Genomic DNA, 16,121 nt, shown 5'->3' with positions numbered 1-16,121 from the left:
TTTGCCACCTTTCCTTATGGGTGTTCGGCGTAATTCGCCTGTGTATCACTTCCCCTGGAACTGGGCCTTGCGCTTCTCCATAAATGCCTTGCAACCCTCCTGGAAGTCCATGGAGGCGGCGCACTCCCGCTGGGTGGGCACCTCAGTCTCGGCCAGCCACTGCTTGTAGTCGCTGTAACTGGCGTCGTAGAGCTGCTTTTTGATGTTTTTGTACGAGACAAGGGGACCCGCGGCCAGCTTTTTCGCAAAGGCCATGGTCACCTCGTCCAGTTCATCCACAGTGGTCACCTTGTAGGCCAGGCCCAGCGCCTTAGCCTCCTGGGCATCCACGGGCCGTCCGGTGGCCGCCAGCTCCATGGTGCGGGCGGTGCCGATGCTCTTGGCCAGCAGATAGGTGGCGCCGGTATCGGGCACCAGGCCCAGGTTTACAAATGCCAGGATGAATTTGGCGTTGTCGGCGCAGATCATGAAGTCGCCGGCCAAGGCCAGACTCACACCAGCACCCGCCGCGGCGCCGCACACCGAGGTGATGACCATCTTGCTCATGCGCTTGATGCCGTCGGCCACGCCGCCCACCTTGCTGATGAGCCCGTCCATATTGACCTCGCCGCCAGCCTGGATCAGCTGATAGAAGTAGCCGATGTCCCCGCCTGCGGAAAAGGCCTTCTTGCTGCCCTTGAGTACGACCACCCGTACCGCCGGGTCCTGCTCCGCCGCGTCCACCACATACTGGAGCTCGTCCGCCATCTGCTCATCAATGGCGTTGAGGTTCTTCAGGTAGTCCATGGTGATAACCGCGATGCCGTCTTCCACGGTGTAGATCAGCTTCTTCAGTTCCATTTTTACCCTGCTCCTTTCACAAGCTTGCTCAGATCTGGGTTTCCGGTAACACCGGCCCTTACACTTAAAGGCTACCACTTTGCATTGTGAAAATCAATCATTTTTGCCGGTATTTTAAAAAATATTTTTGTATAAAATGATGAATTTTGGCCTGTAAATTGCATCCAGTTCCCATAAAATCTAGGCATTCCCATTTTTAACCTTTGCACGATCTCACGATAAAAAGACCGGACGGGCGGATACGGAAGCACCGTATCCGCCCGTCCGGCTGTTGGAGGCAGACGTATATGATCAGTCACCCGTCTGGATGACAAACTCCTGATTGCCCATGGAACCAGGGCCCAGCTCGTATTTCTCAAAGACCACCACGGGGAGGCCATCCTCGTTGAGGTAGAAGGGCTGATCCTCCTCGATGCCCTGGAAGCCGCCCTGCTCGGCGGTCCAAAAGACGTTGTCCGGGTCTTTGGAGCGCTCCTCGATCTGCTCGGCCACCTGGGTGTTGACCGTTTCCATCCAGTTGGGTCCCAGCAGGTCCCGCAGGGTAAGCTCCTTGCCGGTCTCCAGGTCAATGTTATAGGTGTAGAACTCGGTGTAGGCGCTGGCTCTGGTCTCGGTCTTGTTGATCACAAAGGAGAGGTACTGGTCGTTCTGGCACTTGACCTCGTAGTCCACATCGATGATGACCGGCATATGGTCGTCGGGATCGCCGCCGGTGGCCACATAGGCCTCCTTGGTCTCCCTGGCCCGGGCCTCGGCCTCGTCGATGACGTCCTGGACGCGGGTGGAGATCTCCTGGTTGATCTTCTGCTCCAGCTCAGTGTGGCCGGTGTTCTCCAGGGCGGGGAGGCGCACGTCGATGACCCGCTCATCGTCGTTGATGGTATATTCGGTAACGGTAAAGATCTTCGCCAGGCTGCCCAGCACCGGCACCTCATACACCGCCTGTGCAAAGCTGGGACTGCCGTTGACCAGCAGCACGAAGCAGGCACAGCTGGCCAGGGCGGTGGCCAGGCTCCTGCGCAGGGTCTGGCGTCTCTTCCGCCGCTGGTTCCCCTCGCGGATGGCGGCCCGTACCGTCAGAGAGAGCTCCTCCGGCACTTCCTGCTGGTGATAGCGTGCTTTGGCTCGTTCCATTTCAGGGTGCATAGTCGATCTCCTCTCCAGTCATGTCCTTGAGCTTTCGGATGGCCTTGTAGAGCCGGGACTTCACTGTGTTCAGGTTGGCCCCGGTGGCCTGGGCGATCTCCTCCAGCTTCATATCCTCAAAGTAGCGCAGCTTGACAACGGTCTGTTCCGGGAAGGACAGCCGGTCGATGGCATCGTAGAGGTCCAGACGCTCCCCCGGGTCCCTGGGCTCCTCCGCCCGGTCCACCATCACGTCCTCCAGGGAAACCAGGTTCCGGTTCCGCCGGAAGTAGTTCATGGCCTCGTTGATGAGGATGCGGTAGAACCAGGTTTTGAGATAGGCCGGCTCCCGGACGGTGTCCACCTTGCTGAGGGCCTTCACGATGGCCTCCTGCACCACATCCAGGGCCGCGTCCCGATTTTTGACATAGCTCATCGCCAGGCGGTAAAAATCCGTCTGTCCGTCGAGAATATGCTCCACCAGCAGCTGGCGGTTGTCCGGGACGTTCTGTCTCAAGGGGACGGCAGCTTCCTTCCGTTATGGTTCTTCCGGCGCCACGGTGTGGGTCCGGAGGTAGTCGGCCCAGCATTGATAGCCGCTCTTGGTGAGGTGGACGCCGTCGGTGCTCTCATCCGCCGGCAGCACGCCGTTCTCGTCGGCCAGGGCGGCGTGGGCGTCCACCAGATAGACCTCCTTCTCCTCGGCCAGCTGGGCGATGAGGTCGTTGTAGACGGCGATCTTCTCGTTTTTCAGCCACTCGTGGCTCTCCGACTTCTCCGCCGTCACCGGCAGCAGGGTCTGGAGGTAGATCTGGGCGTTGGGCTGGGCCTCCCGGACCAGATCAATGAGCTGGGCATAGCAGTCGTAGAACCGCTGGCCGTTGTACCAGCCCAGCTCGTTGATGCCCAGCAGGATGTAAACCTTACCGTAGGTCTTCTGCCCCAGGGCCTCCAGAGGGGTATATTTCCCTCCGTCCACCCGGATCACCTGATCGGTGCGGACGGACTGAACGGTGAGGCCCTTATAAGAGAGGTTGGCAGCTCCCCGGATGTCGCTGTACAGCAGCAGGCCGTCGGTGAGAGAATCCCCCAAAAAGGCGGCGTCCTCAAACCAGTCGTTTTCCACCCGCTCCCCCTGGGGTACGGGGGCGGTATAGTCATAGCCCTGGACGGCTTCCGTCTCCTCAGGGACGGTGACAGTCTCCTCAGGGGGAGGTGTCACGGTCACATCAGTAGTCTCCACAGGGACCGCAGTCTCCTGTCTCTCTGCCTTCTGTCGGGGCAGATCATCGGTATCATGACGAGCGCTCACATGGGCGGACAGCACCGACCAGCTTCCGGCCAGCAGCAATACCAGGAGCAGCACGGCGACGGGCAGACGGGGCACTGCGGTGCGCCGTTTCTTCCGCCGGTAGCGTTTCGGTTGATAAGCCAAGCGGCTCCCCTCCTTCTCTGTCTTTCTGTATGTTAGACGGAGGGGTGGGTGGAAAGTTTTCGTGAGTGAAAAAAGTTTTTTGGCAAAGGGGCACAGCCCATCTGCCCAGGCATAAAAAAAGGACACGACCGGGGCCGTATCCTCTCTCTGCGCACTCACCGGCCCAGCGGGCCGGCGGCGCGTCTGCGCCGCACAAGCGTTTTGCCCGCAGGACAAAACCTTGGCGCAGGGGCAATTCACTTGCCCCGAGCATGTGCAGTTCCGAAGGGTGGAGCCGCCCGGCGGGCGGCGGAACCCAAAACACCCCCGATGGAGACCAAACCGGAGCCCAGCGCAGCGGGTCCGGTTTGGAGAGGAGGAGCAGCAAAATGAGCGCGCTCTGACTTTTTTCAAAAGTCAGAGCAAGGGATATGGCGCTTGCTCCGACGAGGAGCAGGTGACGAGGCTCGAACTCGCTATCGCACCCCACAAAAGCGCCGCTTTTGCGGGGACCCCGCACCTCCGGATCGCAAAAAATGCGGCTACACCGCATTTTTGTGGTGGAGGCAGCGAGTTCTCTCCAAAGGACAGCTTATTCACAGCAAAAAGAAAACGGACTGCAAAAGCAGTCCGTTTTCTTTTTGCTGGAGCAGGTGACGAGGCTCGAACTCGCTACCTCCACCTTGGCAAGGTGGCGCTCTACCAGATGAGCTACACCTGCAAGCGACAAATGATATTATAGCCACACTTGCCGCTTCTGTCAATAGTTTTTTCAATTTTCTACATTTTCTTCTGTGGGGATCTCCGCCTCGCCGCAGACGGGGTATTCTCCCTCCGGCCAGGTATAGCCCGCCTGGGCCATCTGGGCGTCGGTGAGGAGGACGCCATCCTCCCGGGAGGGGTCCACATGGAAGCTCCCCTCCCCCAGGGTGACGATGGTCCAGAAGTGAGGAACGCCATCCAGATCCCCCTCCACCACCTGACAGGGCAGCTCCGTGAGATCGCACAGCTCCTTGTAGGCCAGGGCCATACCCTCGCTGTCGGCGGCTCCCTCTACCAGAGCGTGGTAGGCGGTAGATCCCGCCGCCCCGTCGGCGTCGGAGCGCTCCCGCAGGGTGCTGAAGAGCACCGAGGCCAACACACGGTCGGCAAGGCCGGTACGGTAGGGCTCCACCAGGTCGGTGGCGGCGTCCTCCATCTGTACCCGCTTGCCCTGGAGGGTCTTGGTGTCCTCGGGATAGGTGAGGAGGACCTCCACCACCCGCCGGCTCCCCGCATCGGGGTACAGGTTCACCTGGGCCTCGGGCATACCCAGGGCGGCGGCGGGCAGGTCATAGTAGGCCTCCCGGATGAGGTTCCGGATGTAGTCGGCATCCTGGGTCTCGTCAAAGTAGTTGATCTGGAAGACCGTCTCTGGGACGAAGCCGTCCAGGGCGTCCAGCAGCTCGGCCCGGATGGCGCCGCTGCCGGTGACGGTGGTGACGGCGGCGATCTGCTCCGCCGAGCGACGGTAGTCGATGGTGATGGTGGCCTCATAGTAGGAGACCATCCGGGTGAAGCTGTGCTGGATGCGGTCCACGACGTAGGCTCCCAGGGGGTCGGAGTGGCTGATCTCGTCGCAGGCCCGGGTGAGCTGCTCCTCCACGTCCCCCTTCCAGTTCTTCAGGCGGATGACGCCCACCTCCTGGTGGGCCTTCACCTGGGCCAGGATGGCGCTCTGGAGCTCTGAGTAGCTCTCCGCCCACACGGCGTTGGAATCGTCCTCCGCCACGCTGAGCCGGATGTGGGGCTCCACCGACTGGTACTCCCGCTCCAGCATGGCTGAACAGCCGCTGAGCACAGACAGCAGGGCCAGAGTCAGGGCGGCAAAGCGCCCCTTAATAGCCCAGGTCCTCATCCACCAGCACCACTTCCATGTCCATGCTGTTGGGCTTCTCCCAGTACACCACCAGGGCCCGGCAGATCCGCTCGGGGCTCTTGCAGTCGTAGCAGCGGTCGCCCTTGGCGGCGCAGGGGGTCTTGCGGCCCAGCCGCTGGGCGTTCTTGGGGGCGGCGATGTTCCGGGCCCGCCAGAGGGCGGCGTCGTAGTCTGGGACCACCTTGTTCCGGCCCACGATGAAGTACACCTTCTCATGGCCGAAGAGCCCCGAGGCCACCCGGTTGCCGGTGCCGTCGATGTTGATGAGCTCGCCGGTCTCAGCGGCGCCGTTCACCGAGGTGAGGTAGACCTGGGCGCCGGCGGCCTCCTGGAGGGTGCTCCCGCCCCAGTGCCAGAGGACGGTGTTGTGTTTTGCCAGCCGCTCCCCCAGCCCCATCTCCTGGACGGTGATGGAGCCGCCGATGCCGATGGTCTTACCGTCCAGGGCTGCGTCTAAGTAGTCGGCGGCCTGGGCCGCCGTATCGAAGCGGGAGACGGCAAAGCCCTCCGCCTCCAGACTCTTCTGCAATTTTTCGAGATCTGCCATAAAACACCCTTCTTTCACATCACAAGTCGTTTTGCTGGTACTCCCGGAACCCCTCGCCCATAACGTCGTGGGCGTCGCAGACGATGAGGAAGGCGGCGGGGTCCACCTCCTTGACCATCCGCTTCATGGCCACGATCTGCCGCTGCTTGAAGGCGCACATGAGCACCTCCTTGTCCTGACCCGACCAGGCGCCCCGGCCCTGGAGAATGGTGACGCCTCGGTCCAGGTCCCGGGTGAGCTTCTGGGCGATGGTCCGGGAGTCCTGACTGATGATATAGGCCACCTTGGCGGTGTCCAGGCCGTAGAGGACCATATCCATCACCTTAGAGGAGAGGAAGAGGGCCACCACGCCGTAGAGGGCGCTGTATATGTTGCCAAAGGCCAGGGCCACCGCCACGATGACCACCAGGTCGGTGGCCATGAGGATCTTGCCCATGGGCAGCCAGGCCAGCTTCAGCTTCAGGAGCCGGGCGATGAGGTCGGTGCCGCCGGTGGTGGCGCCCTGGAGGAAGACGATGCCCAGGGAGCCCCCCATGAGCAAGCCGCCGTAGATGGTGGCCAGCATGGGGTCCATGGGCTGGAAGGTGTGGAACATGTGGAGCACGTCGATGGCCAGGGAGGAGACGAACATGGCGTAGAGGGAAGAGAGAAGGAGATGCCCTCCCAGCAGCCGCCAGCCCAGCAGGAAGAGCGGGGCGTTGAGGATGATGACCACGGTGCCGATGGGGGCCCAGGGCAGGAAGGCGTTGATGATCTGGGCCACACCGGTAATGCCGCCGAAGCCGATCTGGTTGGGCTCGTAGCACCAGTTGAAGCCCACGGCGTAGATCACCGACGCCATGGTGATCCACATATAGGCCAGCAGGGTTTTGCTCAGGGACTTTTTCATAGATACCTCCAGAGGGGATTGGGATCTTCCATCACAGCAGGCTCATCTGCTCCTCGCCCCGGTCCTCCTCCTTCAGAAGGGCGCCGGACACCGGCAGGCTCCGGGCCCGGTAGCGGGCGGCATTCTGGATGGGGGTCTGGTCCAGGGGGGCGGCACCCTCCACCTTATACTTGGGCTTGAGGGTCATCACCGCCACGCCCTGGGTGGTACGGGTGGTCTTGGGGTTGAGGGCGGCGGTGTGGAAGATGAGGCAGCGGCCCTCGGTGGACCACACCGCCATCTCCATATCCTCCCGGAGGAGGAAGCCCCGGACCAGGGGGCTCTTATCAGAGTATGCCCCGGTAAGGCGCTTTCTTCTCGTCTGGGTCTGGTAGCCGGCCAGCTCTACCCGGGCCACCTTGCCGTTTTCAAAGAAGAAGAGGAGGTTTCCGGAGTAGTCCCCGGGCACGCAGGCCCAGAGGAAGCTCTCCCCCTCGTCGAAGCCCAGCTTGGTGGGCAGGTAGTCGCCCAGCACGCTGGCCTTGGCGTCCTCGAAGTCGCTCATGCGGGTCTTGTAGCACTGCTGGCGGTCGGTAAAGACCAGCAGCTCGTCCCGGTTGGTGCACTCCCACTGGAGGTAGGCGCCGTCCCCCTCCTTGTATTTCTGCTCCGAGCTCATGCGCAGGGACTGGGGGGTGATTTTTTTGAAATAGCCCTCTTTGGAGAGGAAAACATTTACCGGGTAGTCGGGCACGTCCTCCCCGCCGTCGTCGGTCTCCTCGGGCAGGTCGTAGAGGAGCCCGGTCCGCCGGGGGGCGGCGTACTTCTTCTTGACAGCCGCGAGCTCGGCCACGATGGTCTTTTTGATGCGGCCAGGGCTGTCCACCAGGTCCTGGAGGTCGGCGATCTCCTTTTCCAGGTCCTCCGTCTCACGGGTCCGCTTGAGGATATACTCCTTGTTGATGTTGCGCAGCTTAATGTCGGCCACATACTCGGCCTGGACCTCGTCGATGCCGAAGCCGATCATCAGGTTGGGCACCACCTCGGCGTCCTCCTCGGTCTCCCGGATGATTTTAATGGCCTTGTCGATGTCCAGCAGGATCTTCTGGAGGCCCTGGAGGAGGTGGAGCTTTTCCCGGCGCTTGCCCAGGACGAAGTAGGTCCGGCGGCGGATGGACTCCATACGCCAGGCCGTCCACTCCTCCAGGATCTGCCGCACCCCCATGACCCGGGGCATGCCGGCGATGAGGATGTTGAAGTTGCAGGAGAAGGAGTCCCGCAGGGGGGTCATGCGGAAGAGCTTGGCCATGAGCTTGTCCGGGTCGGTGCCCCGCTTCAGGTCCATGGTGAGCTTGAGGCCGCTCAGGTCGGTCTCGTCCCGCATGTCGGAGATCTCCTTCACCTTGCCGTTCTTCACCAGCTCAGAGACCTTGTCCATGATGGCCTCCACGGTGGTGGAGTAGGGGATCTCGTAGATCTCGATGAGGTTTTCTTCCTTCACGTACCGCCACCGGGCCTGGACCTTGAAGGAGCCCCGGCCGGTCTCATAGATGGCGCTGAGCTCCCGCTCGTCGTAGAGGAGCTCGCCGCCGGTGGGGAAATCTGGGGCCTTCAGGGTGGCCATCAGGTCACAGTTGGGGTTTTTGAGGTAGGCGGCGGTGGTGTCGCACACCTCGGCCAGGTTGAAGCCGCAGATGTTGGAGGCCATGCCCACGGCGATGCCCATATTGGAGGACACCAGCACGTTGGGGAAGGTGGTGGGCAGGAGGGTGGGCTCGGCCATGGTGCCGTCGTAGTTGGGCACAAAGTCCACGGCGTCCTGGTCGATGTCCCGGAAGAACTCAGCGCAGATGGGGTCCAGGCGCACCTCAGTGTAACGGGGGGCGGCCCAGGCCATGTCCCGGGAGTACACCTTGCCGAAGTTGCCCTTGGAGTCCACCAGGGGGTGGAGGAGGGCGCCGTAGCCCCGGCTGAGGCGGACCATGGTGTCGTAGATGGCGGCGTCGCCGTGGGGATTGAGCTTCATGGTGGCGCCCACCACGTTGGCCGACTTGGTCCGGTTCCCACCCAGCAGCTTCATCTGGTACATGGTGTAGAGGAGCTTGCGGTGGGAGGGCTTGAAGCCGTCGATCTCCGGGATGGCCCGGGAGACGATGACGCTCATGGCGTAGGGCATATAGTTGATTTCCAGGGTCTGGGTGATGGGCTGCTCCAGCACCTCGGCGTGAAGGCCCAGGACGTTGGAGTCGTCCACCCGCTTGCCCCCCTCCTGGGGGGTCTTCTTCTTAGCCAATGGTATCAGTCCTTTATACGATGGTCAGATGGCGGCTCACCAGCCGGTCAGGTCCTCCAGGGCCATGGAGGCGGCCCCCTCGGGCACCTGGGTCTCCGGCTTTTCGCCGGTCTCCTCCAGGGCGGTGGAGGTGGTGATGGTCAGCTTCATCTGGTTCTTGAGGTGGAGTTCGGCCTCCAGTCTGCCGCTGGTGAGGTCAAACTTCCAATCGGCAGCAATACGCATGGCGGGAGACCAGCTCTCGTCGGGGGTGAGGCACAGCAGACTGCCGGTGACGGTGCCGTCGTCGCCGAAGGCACACTCCAGGGCGAAGTCCTGGAGGCCCAGATAGTCGTAGTCCTCCTCACTGTAGCCCAGCAGGCCGGCCAGCTCGGACATGCCCAGCCGCAGCACCCAGGCATCCCCCTCCCGGACCAGAGCGTCGTCCCCCAGGAAGATGGACATCCCGGCGGCCAGCTCCGTGGCCTCGCTCCAGTAGAGGACGGGGTCAGACCAGGGCGCCGTAGTGGACGCGTAGAGGTACCACACCAGATCGCCCACGGTGACGGGCTCCTCCTGGTCCATCAGGTCGGAGAAGAGGGTGCTCAGCTCCTCTGTCGTCTCCCCGTCCATGGTGAACCACAGGTCCTTGGGATAGGGGGTACCCATCATGGAGAGAAGGTCGGGCAGGCAGGAGGCGGTAAAGGCCATGGCTCCGGTCTCGGTGTCCCAGCGCAGCTCATAGTCCCCGCTGAGGACGGCGGAGACCACCTTCAGCTCATCCTCACCCACATACTCCAGCAGCCCCATCTGCTCCAACAGGGTCATCAGGGCGGACAGGTCGTATTCACCCGTGGTCTGGAGGCCCTCCGGGCCGTAGAGACTCTCCTGGGTCAGGGTCATGGGATAGGTCTTGTCCCCGTTGAGGGTGTCGAACATGGTGAGGGTGACGTTCCAGTCCTCGCTCTCCGCCCAGCGCTCCCAGTCCAGGGTGTTTTTGGCCAGCACGCCGTTGAGGGCGGTGAAACCGCTGTCGATGGCCGCCACCAGGACGTCGGGGTCTATGACCACGGCGGTCTCATAGGCCTGGTCCCACCAGATCTCACAGCCGGCGGCCTGGGCCATCTCCCGCAGGGTGACATAGTCGCCGGTGAGCTCCAGGCCCAGGGCCTCCCCCAGCTCAGCGGCGGGGACGTAGGTGACGCCGTCTTCGGCATAGGGCTTGTCGCCCGTGAAGGTCAGGTAGGTACCGTTGACCATGATCCCCAGCTCCCCGGGGACACCGCCCAGGGCCTCTTTGAGGTCGTCGGTCCAGGGATCATTCCCCTCCGGAGCGGCATAGTAGATCAGATACTCCCAGGTGAGATAGGTCTCGAACTCGGTCCGGTCCAGAAGGCCATAGTCGGCCATGAACTCCTCCTGGTCGGAATAGTAGGGGTACTCCTGGGTGAAGTAGTCATCCACGTCGAAGCCGTCCAGAGCGGCGGGGGCCTCTGCCAATGCGGCGTCACGCTCGCTCCGGAGGTTCTCCATCCGAATCAGATGGTTGGTGTAGTCCGCCTTCATGTACGCCTCAAAGGCCGCCCGGTCGGCCAGATCGTAGTCGGCCATAAAGGCCTCCTCCGGGTCTCTGTAATCGGGGTAGGCCGTCCGGAGCCAGGCGTCGGGGTCGAAGCCGTCCAGGTAGCCGGGGTGGGCGGCGGCGTACTCAGCCTGGGCCGCCTGCTCCTCCTCCTGGACCATGGCCGCCCAGACCTGCTCCTCCAGAAGCATGTCCCGGATGTAGGCCTCCGACTCCCCCCAGTATTCGGCCATCTCGGCCACGGAGTCATAGTACCACGTCTCCTGGACATAGGTGTCGATCGCCGCCTCCATGGCGGCGGCCTCCTCGGGGTGGGCCTCCAGCCAGGCCACCGTCTCGGCGTCCATGGGATAGCCGGAGTCCCGGATGACCAGCGTATCCTCCACGGGAAGAGGGGGATCAATCAGATCGGGCAGAGGTGCCTCCTCCGGGGCGGCTGCCAGGGCGGGTGCGGAAAGGGACAGAGTCAGCGCCAGGGTCAGCAGAATGGAAATCAGCTTTTTCATGGGGACCTCCTTTTCCTTATTCCGTTGTGGGTGGGGACCGGCGGGGCTGCAGTCTTTTAAGAGATGTCGGCCAGCTCCAGATACTTATAACCGTTTTCTGCAATATGCCTCCCATCCGGCCAGGGCCGGATGGGGACCCGGACAGCATCTTCGGCGGGACAAATGAATGGTCCCGCCGCAAGGTTTTGCCCGCCGGGCAAAACGCTTGGACGCCGCTGACGCGGCGGCTCACATCCGTTCGCGGACCACATCGCCGCTACGTAGGCAGCCTTGAAAGGCATATCAGGAAATATCGGCCAATTCCAAATATTTATACCCGTTTTCTGCGATGTGGTCCTTGCGCCCCTGGAGGTTGTCCCCCAGGAGCAGGTCGAAGACGGCGGCGGTGCGCTCCACGTCCTCGGGCATGACCTTGATGAGGCGGCGGGTGGCGGGGCTCATGGTGGTGAGCCACATCATGTCGGGCTCGTTCTCGCCCAGGCCCTTGGACCGCTGGATGGTGTACTTCTTCCCCTCCAGCTCCTTGAGGATGTTGGCCTTCTCCGTCTCGTTGTAGGCAAACCAGGTCTTGTCCTTGTAGCCGATCTCGTAGAGGGGGGACTCGGCGATATAGACGTACCCCCGCTGGATGAGGGTGGGGGTGAGGCGGTAGAGCATGGTCAAAATGAGGGTGCGGATCTGGTAGCCGTCCACGTCGGCATCGGTACAGATGACGATCTTGTTCCACCTGAGGTTCATGAGGTCAAACTCGGCCATGTCCTTGGCGTGCTTGTCCTTGACCTCCACCCCGCAGCCCAGCACCTTCAGCAGATCGGTGATGATCTCGCTTTTGAAGATCTTGGCGTAGTCGGCCTTGAGGCAGTTCAAGATCTTACCCCGCACCGGCATGATGCCCTGGAACTCGGCGTCCCGGCTCAGCTTGACGGCGCCCATGGCGGAGTCGCCCTCCACGATGTAGAGCTCCCGCCGCTCGGTGTCCTTGGTCCGGCAGTCCACGAACTTCTGCACCCGGTTGGAGATATCCACATTGCCGGAGAGCTTCTTCTTGATGTTCAGCCGGGCCTTCTCGGCGCTCTCCCGGGAGCGCTTGTTGATGAGGACCTGCTCGGCGATCTTCTGGGCGTCGAAGGGGTTTTCGATGAAGTAGACCTCCAGCTGGCTTTTGAGGAAATCCGTCATGGCCTCCTGGACGAATTTGTTGTTGATGGCCTTCTTGGTCTGGTTCTCGTAGGAGGTCTGAGTGGAGAAGTTGTTGGAGACGAAGACCAGGCAGTCCTGGACGTCGTTCCAGGTGAGCTTGCTCTCGCTCTTCTGGTACTTGCCCTGGGCCTTCAGGTAGCCGTCGATGGCGGAGACGAAGGCACTGCGCACCGCCTTCTCCGGGGAGCCGCCGTGCTCCAGCCAGGAGGAGTTGTGGTAGTGCTCGATGACCTGGACCCGGTTGGAGAAGCAGAAGGATACGGAGAGCTTCACCTTGTAGTCGGGCTTGTCCGCCCGGTCCCGGCCCTTCCGCTCGGTCTGCCAGAACACCGGCTGGGTGAGGCTGTCCTCCCCGGCCAGCTCCCGGACATAGTCCTCAATGCCGTGCTCATACTTGAAGTCGGTGGTCTCGAACCTGCCCCCCACCTGGTTGCGGAACCGGAAGGTGACCCCGGCGTTGACCACCGCCTGGCGCTTCAGGACGTCCAGGAAGTAGTCCACCGGGATGTTGATATCGGTAAAGACCTCCAGATCGGGCTTCCAGCGGAACTTGGAGCCGGTCTTTTTGCCGGTGTAGGGCGCCTTCTGGATGCCACCGATGTTCTCGCCCTTTTCAAAGTGGAGGGTGTACTCCTGGCCGTCCCGGTGGATGACGGCGTCGAAGAACTCACTGGCGTACTGGGTGGCGCAGGTGCCCAGACCGTTGAGGCCTAAGGAGTACTCGTAGTTGTCCCCCTCCAGGTTGTTGTACTTGCCGCCGGCGTAGAGCTCGCAGAAGACCAGCTCCCAGTTGAACTTGCCCTCCTTCTCGTTCCAGTCCACCGGGCAGCCCCGGCCGAAGTCCTCCACCTCGATGGACTGGTCGGCGTACCGGGTCACGGTGATGAGATCACCGTGGCCCTCCCGGGCCTCATCGATGGCGTTGGAGAGGATCTCGAAAACGGCATGCTCACAGCCCTCCAGCCCGTCGGAGCCGAAAATGACACCGGGCCGCTTACGGACCCGGTCGGCACCCTTCAGGGAGGAGATGGAGTCGTTGCCGTAGCTTTTTGCGCTGCTCTTTGGCATGGGTCTCCCTCACATTCAAACGATAATATCTCAGGTTAAGTTTATCCCATTCCCCCCTTCCTGTCAAGGAAAGTACCCGGTCGAAAAAGGCACAAAAAAGCCCGCCGGTCCTAAAAACCGGCGGGCTTTCCCTAAAAATGGTCATTGCTGGCCCTGGCCCTTCATGGCCCGCATGGCGTTGAGGATAGCGATGACGGACACCCCCACGTCGGCAAAGACGGCCTCCCACATGTTGGCCTGGCCCAGGGCGCCCAGCACCAGCACCAGGGCCTTCACCCCCAGGGCGAAGGCGATGTTCTGTCGGACGATGACCAGGGTCTTTTGGGCGATGCGGATGGCCACGGCGATCTTGGAGGGCTTGTCGTCCATGAGGACCACATCGGCGGCCTCGATGGCGGCGTCGGAGCCCAGGCCGCCCATGGCGATGCCCACGTCGGCCCGGGAGAGGACGGGGGCGTCGTTGATGCCGTCCCCCACGAAGGCCAGGCAGCCCTTCCCGGTCTTTTGGGCCAGCAGCTCCTCCACCCGCTCCACCTTATCGGCGGGCAGGAGCTGGGCGTGGACCTCGTCCAGCCCCAGCTGCTTTCCCACGCTCTCGCCCACGGCCTGGGCGTCGCCGGTGAGCATCACCGTCTTGGCCACGCCCAGGGCCTTCAGGTCGGACACCGCCCGGGCGGCGTCCTCCTTCACCTCGTCGGAGATAACGATGTGGCCCAGGTACTCCCCCGCCGACGCCACGTGGACGGTGGTGCCCACCCGGTGGCAGGGGTGCCAGGACACGCCGATGTCGTCCATCAGCTTGTCGTTGCCCACGAAAATCTCGGTGCCGTCCACCACCGCCCGGACGCCCCGGCCGGAGCGCTCCTCCACGTCGGCCACCCGGCCGGCGTCGATGTCCTTGCCGTAGGCCTCCCGGAGGGAGCGGGCGATGGGGTGCTCCGACCAGTTCTCGGCCAGGGCGGCCAGCTCCAGCAGCTGGTCCTCGCCGCAGGTCTCGGGGTGGATGGCGGTGACGTTGAAGACCCCCTTGGTGAGGGTGCCCGTCTTGTCAAAGACCACGATCTGGGTCCGGGAAAGGACCTCCAGATAGGCGCCCCCCTTCACCAGCACACCGGCCTTGGAGGCGCCGCCGATGCCGCCGAAGAAGCTCAGAGGCACTGAGATGACCAGGGCGCAGGGGCAGGAGATGACCAGGAAGATGAGGGCCCGGTGGAGGCTCTCGCTCCAGGTCATGGCACCGATGAGGGGCGGCAGCACCGCCAGAGCCACGGCGGCAATGACCACGGCGGGGGTGTAGTAACGGGCGAACTTGGTGATGAAGTTCTCGGCCTTGGCCTTCTTGCTGCCGGCGTTCTCCACCAGGTCCAGGATCTTGGAGACGGTGGACTCCTCAAAAGCCCTGGTGACCCGGACCTTCAAAAGGCCGGTGAGGTTGACGCAGCCGGAGATGACGTCGTCCCCGCTCTGGACCTCCCGGGGAAGGGACTCGCCGGTGAGGGCGGCGGTGTCCAGGTCGGAGCGGCCCTCCAGCACCACGCCGTCCAGAGGCACCCGCTCCCCGGCCTTGATGAGGATGGTCTCCCCCACCTCCACCTCGTCGGGGTCCACCTGCTCCACCTGGCCGTCCCGCTCCACGTTGGCGTAGTCGGGGCGGATCTCCATAAGCTCAGCAATGGACTGCCGGGACTTGCCCACGGCGTAGCTCTGGAAGAGCTCGCCCACCTGGTAGAAGAGCATGACAAAGACGGCCTCGGCATACTCCCCGATGAAGAAGGCGCCCACAGTGGCGATGGCCATGAGGAAGTTCTCGTCAAAGACCTGGCCGTGGGCGATGTTCCGCACCGCCCGCCACAGGACGTCCCAACCAATGACCAGGTAGGGGATGAGGAACCGGGCCCAGGCGGCCAGGGCAAAGGCCGCCGTGCCGTCGGCGGCCGTCCGGCCCACCGACACAAAGGGCAGGCCCGCCGGCAACCACAGGGTTGGGCCGAACATAGCCCACACCAGCAGCGCCGCCGCCGCGATGATCCGCCACAGGGTCTTTTTATGTTTGTTGGTCATCACCATGCACCTCCGAAACCATTACCGGGGACGGTTCTCCGCCCCTCAGCGCAGGATCTTGCAGTCGGGCTCCACCCTTCTGCACACCTTCACCGCCTGGTCCAGGATCTCCTCGAACCGCTCGTCGTCGGCGTCCAGGGTCAGCTTCTGGGTGAGAAAGCTCACCGACGCATCATTCACCCCGGGCAGCTTTTTGATGGCGTCCTCCATCTTGGCGGCGCAGTTGGCGCAGTCCAGGTCCTGCAGCTTGAACTTTTTCTTCATGGTGGTGTCCTCCTAACCTATAATTTGATTGTTTTGATTACTCACCAACGTGCTCCATGCCCTGGCCCAGGATGGTGCGGACGTGGCCGTCGGCCAGGGAGTAAAAGACCTGCTTGCCCTCCCGGCGGTAGCGCACCAGCTTGGCCTGCTTCAGGGCCCGGAGCTGGTGAGAGATGGCCGACTGGCTCATGCCCAGGAGCTGGGCGATGTCACACACGCACATCTCGGACGCAAAGAGCACATACAGGATCTTGATGCGGGTGGAGTCCCCGAAGAGCTTGAAAAGCTCCGCCAGGTCGTAGAGGATCTCCTCGTCGGGCATCTCGGCATCCACCTTTTCCACGATGTCCTGGTGGACCTGGATGGTCTCGCACTGCTCCAGTTCCTCTCTCTCCTCCATCTTCCCCACTCCTTTTCTGAAACATATGAGTTATTGTTCATATGTTATTATATTCG

Annotated in this window: 13 protein-coding genes and 1 tRNA gene; all 14 read right to left on the bottom strand. The window is 62.5% G+C overall.

Annotated elements, in window-relative coordinates:
• Positions 1-45: 45 nt before the first annotated feature.
• Positions 46-840, bottom strand: coding sequence for an enoyl-CoA hydratase/isomerase family protein (locus tag E0E29_RS02710; RefSeq protein WP_130848529.1), 795 nt, complete (start codon positions 838-840; stop codon positions 46-48).
• A gap of 291 nt (positions 841-1,131) precedes the next feature.
• Positions 1,132-1,986 (bottom strand): DUF3298 and DUF4163 domain-containing protein, encoded by an 855-nt coding sequence (locus E0E29_RS02705; protein WP_130848528.1) that lies wholly within the window; start codon positions 1,984-1,986, stop codon positions 1,132-1,134.
• Complete coding sequence (locus tag E0E29_RS02700) at positions 1,976-2,482, bottom strand: RNA polymerase sigma factor (protein WP_227603023.1); 507 nt, start codon at positions 2,480-2,482, stop codon at positions 1,976-1,978. Before E0E29_RS02700 ends, E0E29_RS02705 begins: the two co-directional genes overlap by 11 nt.
• A 21-nt stretch (positions 2,483-2,503) precedes the next feature.
• Positions 2,504-3,400, bottom strand: coding sequence for a GDSL-type esterase/lipase family protein (locus E0E29_RS02695; RefSeq protein ID WP_165449766.1), 897 nt, complete (start codon positions 3,398-3,400; stop codon positions 2,504-2,506).
• A gap of 624 nt (positions 3,401-4,024) precedes the next feature.
• Positions 4,025-4,100 (bottom strand) — tRNA-Gly (locus E0E29_RS02690).
• Positions 4,101-4,151: 51 nt separating this feature from the next.
• Complete coding sequence (locus E0E29_RS02685) at positions 4,152-5,276, bottom strand: hypothetical protein (protein WP_130848526.1); 1,125 nt, start codon at positions 5,274-5,276, stop codon at positions 4,152-4,154.
• Positions 5,257-5,844 carry a lactate utilization protein gene (locus tag E0E29_RS02680; protein ID WP_130848525.1) on the bottom strand — a complete coding sequence of 196 codons (588 nt, stop codon included), beginning with the start codon at positions 5,842-5,844 and terminating at the stop codon, positions 5,257-5,259. Before E0E29_RS02680 ends, E0E29_RS02685 begins: the two co-directional genes overlap by 20 nt.
• Positions 5,845-5,863: 19 nt before the next feature.
• Positions 5,864-6,733: a YitT family protein gene (locus tag E0E29_RS02675; RefSeq protein WP_130848524.1), complete on the bottom strand. Its 870-nt coding sequence runs from the start codon at positions 6,731-6,733 to the stop codon at positions 5,864-5,866.
• Positions 6,734-6,764: 31 nt separating this feature from the next.
• The gene (locus E0E29_RS02670; protein ID WP_130848523.1) at positions 6,765-9,005 is read right to left on the bottom strand and encodes a DNA gyrase/topoisomerase IV subunit A; all 2,241 of its coding nucleotides are present in this window, start codon (positions 9,003-9,005) and stop codon (positions 6,765-6,767) included.
• A 36-nt stretch (positions 9,006-9,041) separates the two neighbouring features.
• Positions 9,042-11,072 carry a hypothetical protein gene (locus tag E0E29_RS02665; RefSeq protein ID WP_130848522.1) on the bottom strand — a complete coding sequence of 677 codons (2,031 nt, stop codon included), beginning with the start codon at positions 11,070-11,072 and terminating at the stop codon, positions 9,042-9,044.
• Between the two features lie 282 nt (positions 11,073-11,354).
• Complete coding sequence (locus tag E0E29_RS02660) at positions 11,355-13,340, bottom strand: DNA gyrase/topoisomerase IV subunit B (RefSeq protein ID WP_130848521.1); 1,986 nt, start codon at positions 13,338-13,340, stop codon at positions 11,355-11,357.
• Between the two features lie 141 nt (positions 13,341-13,481).
• Positions 13,482-15,401 (bottom strand): heavy metal translocating P-type ATPase, encoded by a 1,920-nt coding sequence (locus E0E29_RS02655; RefSeq protein ID WP_207303556.1) that lies wholly within the window; start codon positions 15,399-15,401, stop codon positions 13,482-13,484.
• Between the two features lie 45 nt (positions 15,402-15,446).
• A complete protein-coding gene (locus E0E29_RS02650; protein WP_130848520.1) occupies positions 15,447-15,665 on the bottom strand; it encodes a cation transporter in 219 nt (72 codons plus the stop codon).
• 37 nt (positions 15,666-15,702) lie between these two features.
• Positions 15,703-16,065, bottom strand: coding sequence for an ArsR/SmtB family transcription factor (locus E0E29_RS02645; protein WP_130848519.1), 363 nt, complete (start codon positions 16,063-16,065; stop codon positions 15,703-15,705).
• Positions 16,066-16,121 lie beyond the last annotated feature (56 nt).

It is taken from the genome of Intestinimonas timonensis (assembly GCF_900626145.1).
Lineage (GTDB): Bacteria > Bacillota > Clostridia > Oscillospirales > Oscillospiraceae > Intestinimonas > Intestinimonas aquisgranensis.
This window is presented reverse-complemented; position numbering and strand designations above follow the sequence as displayed.

Coding starts and splice junctions, on each gene's coding strand:
- E0E29_RS02710 (WP_130848529.1), bottom strand. CDS start 840: ATGGAACTGAAGAAGCTGATCTACACCGTGGAAGACGGCATCGCGGTT.
- E0E29_RS02705 (WP_130848528.1), bottom strand. CDS start 1,986: ATGCACCCTGAAATGGAACGAGCCAAAGCACGCTATCACCAGCAGGAA.
- E0E29_RS02685 (WP_130848526.1), bottom strand. CDS start 5,276: ATGAGGACCTGGGCTATTAAGGGGCGCTTTGCCGCCCTGACTCTGGCC.
- E0E29_RS02680 (WP_130848525.1), bottom strand. CDS start 5,844: ATGGCAGATCTCGAAAAATTGCAGAAGAGTCTGGAGGCGGAGGGCTTT.
- E0E29_RS02675 (WP_130848524.1), bottom strand. CDS start 6,733: ATGAAAAAGTCCCTGAGCAAAACCCTGCTGGCCTATATGTGGATCACC.
- E0E29_RS02665 (WP_130848522.1), bottom strand. CDS start 11,072: ATGAAAAAGCTGATTTCCATTCTGCTGACCCTGGCGCTGACTCTGTCC.
- E0E29_RS02660 (WP_130848521.1), bottom strand. CDS start 13,340: ATGCCAAAGAGCAGCGCAAAAAGCTACGGCAACGACTCCATCTCCTCC.
- E0E29_RS02655 (WP_207303556.1), bottom strand. CDS start 15,401: ATGACCAACAAACATAAAAAGACCCTGTGGCGGATCATCGCGGCGGCG.
- E0E29_RS02650 (WP_130848520.1), bottom strand. CDS start 15,665: ATGAAGAAAAAGTTCAAGCTGCAGGACCTGGACTGCGCCAACTGCGCC.
- E0E29_RS02645 (WP_130848519.1), bottom strand. CDS start 16,065: ATGGAGGAGAGAGAGGAACTGGAGCAGTGCGAGACCATCCAGGTCCAC.